This window comes from Serratia sp. AS12 (assembly GCF_000214195.1).
Taxonomy (GTDB): domain Bacteria; phylum Pseudomonadota; class Gammaproteobacteria; order Enterobacterales; family Enterobacteriaceae; genus Serratia; species Serratia plymuthica.
This window is the reverse complement of sequence record NC_015566.1, coordinates 2155807-2168511: the sequence shown is the minus strand read 5'-3', so window position 1 is coordinate 2168511 and position 12705 is coordinate 2155807. Positions and strand designations below refer to the sequence as shown.

The following is a 12705-nucleotide window of genomic DNA, read 5'->3' as shown; positions in this document are numbered from 1 at the left end:
TAATGTAACGGCTAATAACGCGCGAGGATCACGCATCCGAAAATGCACAGGCCCATCGCATTGCTATGGCGAACCGGCCCTTAGTTGTATATACATATACATACGCCGACATCAACAGTAAACTGGTGTTATTATTTTTTTATTTGACGAGGTTAACGTCGTGGTGGATCAACAGACCCTGTTACAACTGGCTGCTGCAATGAGCGATACCCCCGCCCCGATCTACCAACGGGTCAAGCAGGCGATCGTAAACCAAATCCGTGCGGGCCACTGGCTGCCGCACCAGCGCGTGCCCTCTGAAAGTGAACTGGTGGCGGAACTGGGCGTCAGCCGCATGACCATCAACCGCGCGCTGCGCGAGCTGACCAGCGAAGGTTTTCTGATCCGCATGCAAGGCGTCGGCACCTTCGTCGCCGAGGCCAAAGCGCATACCGCGCTGCTGGAAGTGCATAACATCGCCGACGAAATCGCCGCCCGCGGCCATCGCCACAGCAGCAAGATCCTGCAGCTGAAAGCGCGCCCGGCCAGCGAAGAAGAAGCGCTCGCGCTGGGTATTCAACCCGGCCAGCAGCTGTTCTATTCGCAGATCGTGCATTACGAAAACGACCTGCCGGTGCAGGTGGAAGACCGCTGCGTCAATCCGGTAGTGGCGCCCGATTACATGAAGCAGGATTTCGACCGCGTGACGCCGTATACCTACCTGACGCAAGCCGCTCCGCTGACCGCCGGCGAGCACATCGTGGAAGCGGTAGTACCCACCAGCCATGAGCGCGATCTGCTGCAACTGGAAGATCACGAACCGGGTCTGTTGATTCACCGCCGCACCTGGTCCGGCAAAAACGTCGTCACCTCGGCGCGCCTGCTGTATCCCGGCAGCCGCTATCAGCTGTTCGGCCGTTTCACCAGCGACGTTTAATTCCTCTGCGGGTGCAGCCTTTGCGCCCGCCCTCCCTCCGCGATCACATCCCGATAACAAATTTTTACCCCGCCTCTTGTGACAAACCGGTGAATGCGCTAGGTTGTTTTTAATTGTATATACAACCATGTGGGAGCCAAGGCTCCGGCGGAGGAAAGCAATGACGTCTGAGATTCACTGCGACAGCCTGTGGCACGGGGCCGACATCGTCACCATGCGCGACGGCAAGTATCACACCCTCAGCGATGGCGCGATCGCCGTGCGTGCAGGCAAAATCGTCTGGGTGGGCGAATATGCCGCGCTGCCTGCGGGGCTGATCGCCGATGAAAGGGTGAAATTCGACGGCGGCATCATCACGCCGGGCTTTGTCGACTGCCATACCCATCTGGTGTTCGGCGGCAACCGCAGCGGCGAATTCGAACAGCGCCTGAACGGCGTGAGTTATGCCGAGATCGCAGCCCAGGGCGGCGGCATCATTTCCACGGTCAAAGCCACCCGCGACGCCGACGAAGAGGCGCTGCTCGAGCAAGCTCTGTTCCGTTTACGGCCGCTATTGGCGGAAGGTGTAACCTGCGTGGAGATCAAGTCCGGTTACGGGCTGACGCCGGAAAGCGAACTGAAAATGCTGCGCGTGGCGCGCCGGCTTGGCGAAATGCTGCCGGTAGAGGTGAAAACCACCTGCCTGGCGGCCCACGCGCTGCCGCCGGAATACGCCAATCGCGCCGACGATTATATCGATCTGGTGTGCAACACCATTATTCCTCAGGCCGCCGCCACCGGGCTGGCGGATGCGGTCGACGCCTTCTGCGAGCATCTGGCGTTCTCACCGGCGCAGGTTGAGCGGGTGTTCGCCGCCGCCGAAGCCGCCAGCCTGCCGGTGAAGCTGCACGCCGAACAACTTTCCGCCCTCGGCGGCAGCGAGTTGGCGGCGCATCACCATGCGCTCTCCGCCGATCACCTGGAATATGCCACCGAGCAAGATGCCCGGGCGATGGGCGATGCCGGCACCGTTGCGGTGCTGCTGCCCGGCGCTTATTACCTGCTGCGCGAAACCCAGTGCCCGCCGGTGGATCTGTTCCGCAAGCACCGGGTGGCAATGGCGATCGCCAGCGACGCCAACCCGGGCACCTCCCCGGCGCTGTCGCTGCGCCTGATGATCAACATGGCCTGCACGCTGTTCCGCCTTACGCCGGAAGAAGCGCTGGCGGGCGTCACGGTGCACGCGGCCAAAGCGCTGGGCCTGCAGGACAGCCACGGCACGCTGGAAACCGGCAAGGTGGCGGATTTTGTGCACTGGCCGCTTTCCCGGCCGGCTGAGCTGGCTTACTGGTTGGGCGGACAACTGCCCTGTACGGTGATTTTCCGAGGAGAAGTACGTCAATGACCATTCGCGATCCCTATAATTTCCAGACCGGCAGCCTGCCGCTGCTGATCAGCATTCCCCATGCCGGCACCCGCTTGACGCCGGCGGTCGAAGCCGGTTTGACCGAAGAGGCGCGGCCACTGCCCGATACCGACTGGCATATCCCGCAGCTGTATGAGTTTGCCCGCACTATGGGTGCCAGCGTGCTGGTCGGCAACTACTCGCGTTTTGTCATCGATCTGAACCGCCCGGCGGACGATAAGCCGCTGTACGCCACCGCCACCACCGGTCTGTACCCTGACGTGCTGTTTGACGGTCGCCCGAGCTTTTTGCCGGGTAAAGCGCCGTCGGACGAAGAGCGTGCCGGCTATTTACAGCAAATCTGGCAGCCCTACCACCAGCAATTGCAGGATGAACTGACGCGACTGAAAGCCAAACACGGCTACGCATTGCTGTTCGATGCGCACTCCATCGCCTCGGTGATCCCACGATTGTTCGACGGCAAGTTGCCGGATCTCAACTTGGGCACCAACGGCGGCGAAAGCTGCGCCCAGGCGCTGAGCGATCGCCTGGTGGCCTGCTGCGAACAACAACAGCAGTTCACGCATGTGCTTAACGGCCGCTTTAAAGGCGGGTACATCACCCGTGCTTATGGTCAGCCGCAGCAACAGCAGCATGCGATTCAACTGGAGCTGGCGCAGGTGAACTACATGTCCGAACAGTATCCCTTTGCCTTCGAGCCGCAGCGTGCGGCCACTTTGCAGCGCCTGCTGAAGCAAATGATCGACAGTCTGCTGTCCTGCGGGCAACCGCGTTAACCCACCGTCTATGCCAAGCCGGGGCCGCTTGTCTTGCCCCGGCGTCACTTCCCCTCCTGATTTTGCGGCATAAATCATGCCTCCTTTCCTTCCTTGGTTTCAATTTGCGCACTGCATCGCAGTTTGAGTGAAAACCCTTGTACCTGGTCGGACAACGCACAAAACAGCGGCATAGGGATCGCGCGGTACGCCACACTCTGCCGAAAAGCCCGGCGATGGCCTGGGTATAAACTCCCGTAAACCCCTCTCCCAGCGCCCCAGGCGGCTATGGGATCCGGGTGCACGGCGCAAGGCCCAAATTGATGACCTACTCTGGAGGCTACCATGTCTGAAACCCCGTTAAACTGGCGTGCCGCACAGGCCGTTGCCGATCGGCTGTTGGCGAATTGGCGCACCGATGGCGAACCCGGCGGGGCAATGACCCTGTTCGACGCCGGGCAGATACGGGCGACCGCCAGCGCCGGCCTGGCCGATCTGGCGCAAAACACCCCCTTTACCGCCGACAGCGTGGTGCGCTACGCCTCAGTCACCAAACATATTTTCGCCGCGCTGGCGCTGAACGCCACCGGCAACGCCCTCAATCTGCGCGATCGCCTCGGCGATTTACTGCCTGAACTGCATGCTCCGCTGGCGGACGTGACCGTCGGCCAGGCGCTGGACATGACCAGCGGACTGCCCGACGTGCGTGAAACGCTGGGGCTGCTCGGCATCTCGGTGCATACCCGCAGCGATGCGCAGCCGGTGATGCAGTTCCTTCAGGGCCTGCGTGAACTCAATTATCCGGCCGGCAGCGAAGTCGCCTACACCAATACCGGATACCGGCTGGTTGAGGCGGCGCTGAAAGCCAAAGGCTACGATTTCGATCAACTGGTGCAACAGCATATTGCCCAACCGCTGCAGGTTCAGCTGCGGGCGCCCGAAAGCTGGTTTGACGTGGTGCCTGGGCTGGCACCCGGTTACTGGCGTTCCCCGCAAGGTTGGCAACTGGCCAGCGCCGGCCTGCATCTGTCCGCTTCCGGCAGCCTGACCGGCAGCGCCAATGCCCTCACTTGCTGGCTACAAACGCTGCTGGCGGATGAAGGCCCGGGCCACGGCGTGTTGGCGCAGCTCAGTGCCCCACGGCGGATCAATCAGGGCCAGCTCAGCGCTTACGGTCTGGGGCTGGCGCAAACCCCGCTCGGTACCTATAGGTTGCTGGGCCACGGCGGCTCACACGCCGGTTACAAAAGCTATTTCCTGCTGGCACCCGATCGGCAGGCTGGGGTAGCGCTGGTGGCCAACCGCGAGGATTGCGACAGCTTTGGCATGGCGCTACAGGTGATGGCCGCCCTGCTCGGTGAGGCGTTACCCCAGCGCAGCACCGCCATTCCCGATGGCATTTACGCTACGGTGGCCGAACCTTACTGGCTGGAGGTAGAGGACGGTAATGTGACCTATTTGGGGACCGGCGAGCCGCTTTATCAGGCCGACGACGGCTACGCGGTGTCGCTTTCTGCCCATATGCCAATGCGGCTGAAATGGACCGGTGAAGCGGTTGAAGGCGAAGTGGGCCACGTGGCGCGCAGCTTTCTGCCGGTAACGCCCAACGGCGACTGCCTGAAACATGTTCAGGGTTTCTGGTATCACCCGCAGTACCGCACCGCCTTCGAGATTTGCGGCAATCAAATACACATCGGCGTGGGTCCGGCGACGCAGACCGGCACCGTCAGCTCACTCGGCAACGGCCGTATGCTGGTGGAAAGCCACGACGGCCCGTGGCTAAAACGCTTTTGTTTATACTTTCGCGGCTACAGCGTGGATTTGATCGCCAACCGCAGCCGGGTGCTGACCTTTCAGCGCAGCAGCGCCGGCCGAGATTAGCGACGCCGCTCAGCCCGCCTTGTCGGCCCTGGCCGCCAGCAAGGCGGTGAACAACCGCTGCTTGTCGGCATCGCTGAGATTAGGCTGACGAATGGCGCTGACAAAAGCGCCGCGAGCCTGTTCCGTCAACGGCCCGGCCTTTAATTGCTGCGCCAGCCGTTGCAGAATGCGATTGCTCAGCTCGGCGAGTTGCGGCCGCACGCTATTCAGCGGGCGCGGTTGCCAATCGCTTTCCGGCGTCGCCAGCCAGTCTGCGCGATAGCGGTACTGAATCGCCTTGGCGGCGTCCATCTGCGCCACAATAAACGGTCGCACCGAGCGCGGCGCCAACCCTAACCTGCCCGCCTCCGCTTCTGTGCTCGCCAGCACCTTGGTTTCTTGCTCCAGATCCTCGATCGGCAAATGCTGCTGCGCTTTGTAACCGGCGACGTCTTTCATATAGGCCAGACGCTGGTTGACCAATTCGCCAAGCTGCGCCCCGTCGCCTGCCAGCGCTGAAAAACTGGCCAGACAGCAGACGAACAATAACGCTCTGAACATAACCCTTTCCTTTTTGTTTGCCCAAATATGGAAACAGAGTTCATCACAATCGCCGCCGCTCAGGCAACTCTCCCTCGGAAAGAAAAAAGCCCCGCCGAAGCGAGGCTTTGAGCCGAAGAGGCCGGTGTTAGTCAAACACGCCGTTAATCACCGAAGCCACAATGGCGGTGCTCAGCGCCACCAGCACCAGATCGTTACCGGCGATACGCCATTCGTAACCTGGATAGGACGGCAGATCGCGCAGCATTGAAGACGGCACCATTTTCTTGGCGATGCCTGGAGGCAGTGGTTTGCCGCGTGCCAGGTTTTTGGCGATGCCCGGCGGCAGAGAACGATAGCCGGTCAGACCGTAATTCAGCGCCAGCGAACGCACCCGGTCGTGAGAGATATTCACCGACACCAGATCGCGTTCGTCACCTTTGGCTTTGTAGCCGTTGTCTTTATTGCCCTTGCCATGATCACCGCTATTGCCATTGCCGTGACCATTACCGTTGCCCTGACTATTACCGTGACCGCCGCCATTACCATTGCCGTGACCATTGCCGCCCTTATCGGCGAACGCCGGCGCAGAGGACAGGCCCAACGATACGATCAACGCCAGCGCCGTGAGAGTAGTACGACGTTTGTTCATGTTATGACTTCCTGCTTGGGGTATTACATTAACTATAGCGTTAATTCCCCCCATAAAGGATGAGGAAAAATCCGAGATAAGGAACCCTGACAAGGCAGGCGGGCTGGCAAGCGTAAGGAAATTGATGAAAGATTATTCCTGCGCAAAACTATTCGAAAAAACCGAATTTGGCGACAAGATTTTTCTTGCGGCAAAATAAGTCTTCCAGTACCTTGGAAAGGTACCAAAAAGAGTTAGTCTGCTCTTTTTCGTCGCACCTCAAATCTTATTTTATCGTCCAGAATGATAAACTGAATGCTTCCCGCCTCTCCGTGCGGGATTCTTTTTCCTGCTAAATTTGACGCCTGTCGCACCAACCCGGTGCTTTATGTTGAGATTTGGTAGCCAATACTTTAAATTCAGCGTCTGAGAAACCTTAACCTCCCGCGGTGGCCAGTTGGCAACGGGTGGGCGTTCAGGAGCAAAAGACATGCAAATGACCCTCATGGAATACATCACTCAGCACTTTAATGGCGATCTTCACCGCTACGCGCAATCCGAAGGCGTGAGCCGTGAACAAATCATCCATTGGATCGATAATGAATGCCATGTAATCAAAGGACGATTATTTATGCCGGTGAGACATTTACCCGGTGAACAAGCTCAGTGATGACAAAAAAAACCCCGCAACGCGGGGTTTTCTGTTTCTGATACCACGGAAAATCAGAAGTTATAACCGGCCACGAGGTAGTAACCCCAGCCTGTAGATTTAATTGGGCCCTGCGGCGTACCGATCTCCGCGCCGTCCTGCCACTGGCCGCCGTTATGGAAGTAACGGGCCACGAACGAGTAGTGCCAGTGATCGTAGTTCAGCGCCAGAATATGGCTGGATGCGATCGAGTTGCTGGTGCGCACCTGTTTGCCTGTACCGTCGGTCCAGTTGCTGTCTTTGCCCAGATCGGAACCGAAGTCAAAGTTGGTGAAACCGATGTAGCTCAAATTACCGCCCCACAGCTGGGTCAACGGCACAAAATACTTCACCTTGAAACGGTAACCGTCCCAGCTGTTCTCATTGGCAGCCTGGTAGTTTTCCCATTGGTATTTGGCATAGATGTTCATCGACAGGCTCATCGGCAGGCCGGTATCGATGTCCGTACCCAGGCCCATGTACCAGGTATTCTGACGGCCATCGGCGTTGTGGCCCAGATCATAGATGTAGTTGTTGGCGAAGTACCATTCTTTGAACGGGCCAAAGCCCAGATTGGTGCCGGTCAGCTTGTCGATGGAGAAGCGCGGTTCGATCTCCATAAACATCGGTGAGCCCTTGTCCCAAATCCCGCGATCCGGCGTGTTGCCGACACCGAAGAATTTAGGCACGTCGACGTAGCCATAGAAATCGAACCAATCTTTTTTGGCAAAGGCTTCATACTCAAGATACACATCGTTGTTCAACTGAGGTCCGAAACGGGTGTGGTAGCTCCCCACCACGTTAACGCTCTGGTGCCACCAATCCGAAACGAATTCGCTGTCTTTGCTATCAGCCATTGATGATGCACTGTAAGACGCGGCGAGCAATACACCTGCTGCTAGAGCTATTTTTTTCATTTTTATTACCACATGCTTAAAGGGCCATTTCCTGCCCGTTAGAAAAGATGACAATGAGTCTGACGACACCTGGCGTTGCCCCGCTGACAAACTTCTCGGGCGACGCGCGCATTATAGAAATCACTGAGTGTAATAATCTGTGATCCAGTTATGCATTTCGCGAATAGGTAATCGATTGCGTTCACATTTGTCAAATTATGTTTCATGCAAATTCACGTTCGATGTGATTTTTGTCATGATCGGTGATTTATAAAGCAGTTTTTGTGCCAATTATGCACGACACCCAAAATGAGTGCGGATGGCATTTTCAGGCCAAAAAAAGCCGGCTCAAAAATGGCCGGCTGAAGAAAAGAGATGAGTGGAAAATGGGTCTGATGGCCGTGGAAAACTCAACGCACGCCCGGCACCGCTTTGGCAATATTTTCCTGGCGGAAAACCACTTCCTGCCCCGGAGCCACCTCCCACTCTTTAGGGGGAATGTCCACCTTCGGCGCAGCGGCAACCACGGAACCGAAAATCAACTTGCCTTCCCGGCGCAGAATGCCGACATCAAGCTGGTATTCATGACGCAAATTAGCGGTGGTCAGACGCACAGTATCACCGCGCATATAGTTTTCATCGTCAATCACTGGCTGCTGAATGAATTGGATATCGTCTCTCATTTTTATGTTCCTTCAGGCACAATCGATAGTTAAATTCTAGCCCACTATCCCAGGGTCGACTGAAAATTTCCGTTACTTTCCTCGGGTTGCCTGCCAGCAGATCAGCGAGCCGAGCGTGACCATCACTACGCCCTGCCAGAAACTGACCGTTAGCGAAGTATCGAGCACCAGCGCGGCGAATACCGCCGACAGCACCGGCGTAAAATAGGATACCGTCGCCAGCAGCGTCATGTTGCCGTGCAAAATACCGACGTTCCACGCCGCGTAACCGACCCCCATCGCCGCGCCGGCACACAGCAGCGTCAGGGTCACCGGCCAGGTGAACTGCATGCCGCTTTCGTCGCTGAAGGCATATTTCAGCCACAGCGCCACGGCGGTCAGCGCAATAAACAGCACCACGCCGTTGCTGCCCTGCGCAATTTTTTTGGTCAGATTGCAATACAGCGCCCAAATCACTGCGCCGCTGAAAGCCAGCGAATAACTCAGCGGGTTACTGCGCACATTCTCCAGCATCTGCGCCGGCGACCACCCGCCCTCGCCGCTCATGATCCAGCCAATACCGAACAGCGACAACAGTAAGCCAGGCAACAGCCACCATTTGGCTTTTTGCCCGTTGAACACCAGCGCCATCAGCACGGTAAAACAGGGCCAGAGATAGTTGATCATCCCCACTTCTATCGCCTGCAGCCGGGTATTGGCATAACCCAGAGACAGCGACAGGCAGATCTCATAGCTGACAAACAGCAGGCTGCCGAGGATCAGATAAAGACGGGGAAAATGGCGCAAATTCGGCAAACGCAGCACCAGCAGCAAAAACACTGCGCTGACGCTGTAGATCATCGCCGCACCGCCAATCGGCCCCAGCCCTTCGCTGACGCTGCGGATCAGACCAACAACGCTGCTCCACAGCAGGATCGCCAATAAACCGAACAGCGTGGCTTTATGCTGGGTGGGTAAAGAAAACATGAAGACGATCCAATGGGTTATTTTTTATCGGGATTTTCACTCTACTGCCGGGCGGCAGAAAAAGAAAGGCGGGAAAACCCGCCTGATGTCGTTATTGCTGCGGCTGCCGCTCAAACTGCGGCGGTGGTTGGCGAAAACGCCGGGTGAGGTACACCAGATAAGCAAAGCCCAGCGCCGCCCAGATCAGCCCCATGGTCAGCGAACTTTTTTCCAGGTTCAACCACAGCACCGCCACCGTCAACGCGCCAATCAGAGGCAGGATCAGGTAGTTGAAACGGTCCTTCCAGCTTTTGTTGCGCCCCTCGCGAATAAAGAAATGGCTGATAACCGACAGATTAACGAAGGTAAAGGCCACCAACGCGCCGAAGTTGATCAGCGCCGTGGCGGTGACCAGATCAAAAGACAGCGCGGACAGCGCCACCAGCCCGACCATCAGTACGTTCAATGCCGGCGTGCGCCATTTCGGGTGGATATAGCCGAAGAACTTTTCCGGGAACACGTTATCGCGCCCCATCACATACAGCAGCCGTGAAACGCTGGCATGCGAAGCCAGGCCGGAAGCCAGCGTGTTGATGAAGGTGGTGCACAAGAAGATGGCCTGGAACAGCTTGCCGCCCACGTACAGCGCGATTTCCGGCAACGCCGCATCCGGCTGATGAAAACGCTGAATGGAAGGGAAAAACAGCTGGATAAAGAACGACACGCTGATAAAGATCACCCCGCCGTACAGCGCGGTCAGGAAAATTGCGCGCGGGATCACCTTGGCGGCATTGGGCGTTTCTTCACACAGGGTGGTGACCGCATCAAAACCGAGGAACGAGAAGCACAGGATGGTAGCACCGGTGATAATCGGCAACAGATGCGCGTTCTCACTGATGAACGGCTGCAAACTCCATACCCTTCCTACCCCTTCGCCGTTACGCAGGCCGTGCACCACCAGGTAGATGAACACCAGAATAATCGCCACCTGGGCCAGTACGAACAACGTATTGAAATTGGCCACCAGATTGACGCTTTTCAGGTTAATGGCCGTCATGATGATCACAAATCCCACCACCCAAATCCAGGGAGGGACTTCGGGGAACAGCGCGGTCAGGTAAATCTTCGCCAACAGCGTGTTGATCATCGGCAGGAACAGGTAATCCAGCAGCGAGGACCAGCCGACCAGAAAACCGACGTGCGGGTTGATCGCTTTCTGCGCGTAGGTGTAAGCAGAGCCGGCGGTCGGAAACTGGCGTACCAGCTTACCGTAGCTGATGGCGGTAAACAGTACCCCGACCAGCGCAAACAGGTAGGAAGAAGGCACATGGCCGTCGGTGACGCCGGACACGATGCCGAAGGTATCGAACACCGTCATCGGCGTCAGATACGCCAGGCCCATCATCACCACCTGCCACAGTTTAAGGCTCTTGCGCAGCTGCGGCTTGGCCGCCGGATTACAGTCAGTGGCATTAATCGTCATAGCGCTTCCCCTCGTTGTCCTCTGCTGGTAACCGTTTAACGTCATTCAGAGAGGCCGCGGGGAAACTGCTGCTCGGGCGGCGGGAAAAGCGATAGCGGAGGCCTGCGGATGGCCCGTATTCACTGCGGCACGGACACGCGTCCGCGCTGACTGACGGAAGGGTAATGGCTGTCATGATTATTTCCTCGCCGGCGTCCTGTACGCCCAGATGGAAGAAATGCTGTACCGCTGCGCGCAGCTTCGCAGGCCACAGGATAGCCGGCGGAATGCGCCAGACGCGCGCGGTAAGTTCGGGAGCGGGGTCAGGCGTTTTTCAGCATCCACTCGATTTCGGTTTCGGTGATCAGGCGCTCGAACTGCACCATCTCATCCGTTTTACAGGCCAGGTAAACATGGCTGAACCTTTCGCCGAGCAGCGCATTCAGCACCGGTTGATGCTCGAATTCGTACAGCGCATCGCTCTGGCGGATCGGGAACGCCAGTCCTTCCTGCTCCAATCCGTTGCCGGTCACCGGCTCTTGCAGCGGCAACGGCGTTTCCAGCCCGTAAACAATACCCGCCAGAATGGTCGCCATCACCAGATAAGGGTTGGCATCGGCACCAGCCACGCGGTACTCCACGCGGTGATTGTCGCGATCGCCGCAGGGGATGCGCAGCGCCACGGTACGGTTGTTGTGGCCCCAGGAAGCCTGGGTCGGCACGTACATGCCCGGCTGAAAGCGGCGATAGGCATTAACGTTGGGTGCCAGCAGCGCAATAGAAGAAGGCATCAGGGCGATCATCCCCGCCAGCGCCTGCTTCAGCAGTGCGGAATCTTCGCCGTCGTCATCGGCTAATACGTTGTTGCCCTGTTTGTCGAGCATGCTGATATGCACGTGCATGCCGCTGCCGGCGTGTTCTTCATAGGGCTTGGCCATAAAGGTGGCGTGCATGTTGTGATTTTCCGCCACCATGCGGATCAGGCGCTTCAGCGCCAACGCGTGGTCACAGGCTTGCAGAACGTTATCGGTATGATGCAGGTTTACCTCAAACTGGCCGGGTGAGGCTTCCGCCACCGCGCCGTCCGCCGGGATGCCTTGCAAACGCGCCAGCTCGTCGATGTCGCTCAACACGTCGGCGAAGTGATTAAGGTTGTCGACGGAATACACCTGACTCTGGGTATTGCGCTCCTGAGTGCCCGGCGCACACGGCGGCTGAAGATAGCCCTCTGAGTCGCGTTGGCGATCGATGAGATAGAACTCCAACTCTACCGCTACTACGGGGGAAAGCCCGCGTTGACGCAAACGCTGCCACACTCGGTTCAGCACATTACGCGGTTCAACGTCAAAGGGAGTACCCTCTTCATCCAGCATGGTGAGCAGTACCTGGCCGATATATTGCGGATCCGCCGCCGAAGGCGTCAGCGTGCCCGGCACCGGGACACAGATATGATCCGGCTCACCCAGTTCCTGCCCCAGCCCGGCTTCTTCTACTACGTTACCGAGAATATCCATCGCAAACACCGACGCCGGAAAGTAACAGCCTTTCTCCAGCTTGCTCAGGCCACTGACAGGTATGCGTTTGCCGCGAAAACTGCCGTTGAGATCGGTCAGCAGAACATCAACGTGCTGAGTCAATGGATAACGTTCCAGGTACTTCTTCACTTCACGCTGGAACGCGCTACTTCGCCTTTCTTCGTTGTGCTGAACAAAGTTTTCCACTTCTACTATGTTGGTCTGCATGATTCACCCGCCATTCTATGTTTTTGTCAGTGGTTCTCACACTTATTGCTGTCGATGTTTTTTGACCATCGCGTTCAATATAATGCCCACCAATGAAACATAGTTGCAACAAAATTGTTTTGCAAGTGTTAATTTGAGTTTGAATATTGCCCATTCGACTGCTAGATTTATAAAATATTGAA

General features: G+C 57.4%; 12 protein-coding genes. 5 read left to right on the top strand and 7 right to left on the bottom strand.

Annotation, left to right across the window (positions count from 1 at the left end):
* Window positions 1–199: 199 nt before the first annotated feature.
* From hutC to SERAS12_RS10130, 4 genes are all read left to right on the top strand, one after another.
* Window positions 200–916, top strand: a complete 717-nt coding sequence (gene hutC, locus SERAS12_RS10145) for a histidine utilization repressor (protein WP_371105559.1) — start codon at window positions 200–202, stop codon at window positions 914–916.
* Between the two features lie 160 nt (window positions 917–1076).
* Window positions 1077–2300 carry an imidazolonepropionase gene (gene hutI, locus SERAS12_RS10140; protein ID WP_013812572.1) on the top strand — a complete coding sequence of 408 codons (1224 nt, stop codon included), beginning with the start codon at window positions 1077–1079 and terminating at the stop codon, window positions 2298–2300.
* Window positions 2297–3097 carry an N-formylglutamate deformylase gene (hutG, locus tag SERAS12_RS10135; protein ID WP_013812571.1) on the top strand — a complete coding sequence of 267 codons (801 nt, stop codon included), beginning with the start codon at window positions 2297–2299 and terminating at the stop codon, window positions 3095–3097. The genes hutI and hutG overlap by 4 nt, the downstream gene beginning before the upstream one ends.
* 324 nt (window positions 3098–3421) lie before the next feature.
* Window positions 3422–4957, top strand: coding sequence for a serine hydrolase (locus tag SERAS12_RS10130; RefSeq protein ID WP_013812570.1), 1536 nt, complete (start codon window positions 3422–3424; stop codon window positions 4955–4957).
* Between the two features lie 9 nt (window positions 4958–4966).
* On the opposite strand, the gene SERAS12_RS10125 is transcribed toward SERAS12_RS10130, so the two are convergent.
* Together SERAS12_RS10125 and SERAS12_RS10120 are read right to left on the bottom strand one after the other, a co-directional pair.
* The gene (locus tag SERAS12_RS10125; RefSeq protein ID WP_013812569.1) at window positions 4967–5497 is read right to left on the bottom strand and encodes a chorismate mutase; all 531 of its coding nucleotides are present in this window, start codon (window positions 5495–5497) and stop codon (window positions 4967–4969) included.
* Between the two features lie 127 nt (window positions 5498–5624).
* Window positions 5625–6128, bottom strand: coding sequence for an anti-virulence regulator CigR family protein (locus tag SERAS12_RS10120; RefSeq protein WP_013812568.1), 504 nt, complete (start codon window positions 6126–6128; stop codon window positions 5625–5627).
* 469 nt (window positions 6129–6597) lie between these two features.
* Here SERAS12_RS10120 and SERAS12_RS10115 point away from each other — a divergent pair, with 469 nt between their 5' ends.
* A complete protein-coding gene (locus SERAS12_RS10115; protein WP_006324851.1) occupies window positions 6598–6777 on the top strand; it encodes a hypothetical protein in 180 nt (59 codons plus the stop codon).
* A gap of 53 nt (window positions 6778–6830) precedes the next feature.
* Here the strand turns inward: SERAS12_RS10115 and SERAS12_RS10110 are convergent, their stop codons facing one another.
* From SERAS12_RS10110 to SERAS12_RS10090, 5 genes are all read right to left on the bottom strand, one after another.
* Window positions 6831–7712: a nucleoside-specific channel-forming protein Tsx gene (locus tag SERAS12_RS10110; RefSeq protein WP_041416058.1), complete on the bottom strand. Its 882-nt coding sequence runs from the start codon at window positions 7710–7712 to the stop codon at window positions 6831–6833.
* Between the two features lie 389 nt (window positions 7713–8101).
* Window positions 8102–8374: a hypothetical protein gene (locus SERAS12_RS10105; RefSeq protein WP_013812566.1), complete on the bottom strand. Its 273-nt coding sequence runs from the start codon at window positions 8372–8374 to the stop codon at window positions 8102–8104.
* A gap of 72 nt (window positions 8375–8446) precedes the next feature.
* Window positions 8447–9340 carry an aromatic amino acid DMT transporter YddG gene (yddG, locus tag SERAS12_RS10100; protein ID WP_013812565.1) on the bottom strand — a complete coding sequence of 298 codons (894 nt, stop codon included), beginning with the start codon at window positions 9338–9340 and terminating at the stop codon, window positions 8447–8449.
* A 91-nt stretch (window positions 9341–9431) separates the two neighbouring features.
* Window positions 9432–10802 (bottom strand): APC family permease, encoded by a 1371-nt coding sequence (locus SERAS12_RS10095; protein WP_013812564.1) that lies wholly within the window; start codon window positions 10800–10802, stop codon window positions 9432–9434.
* Between the two features lie 302 nt (window positions 10803–11104).
* Entirely contained in the window at window positions 11105–12523 is a 1419-nt protein-coding gene (locus tag SERAS12_RS10090; protein ID WP_013812562.1) for a glutamine synthetase family protein, read from the bottom strand.
* Between the last annotated feature and the right edge of the window lie 182 nt (window positions 12524–12705).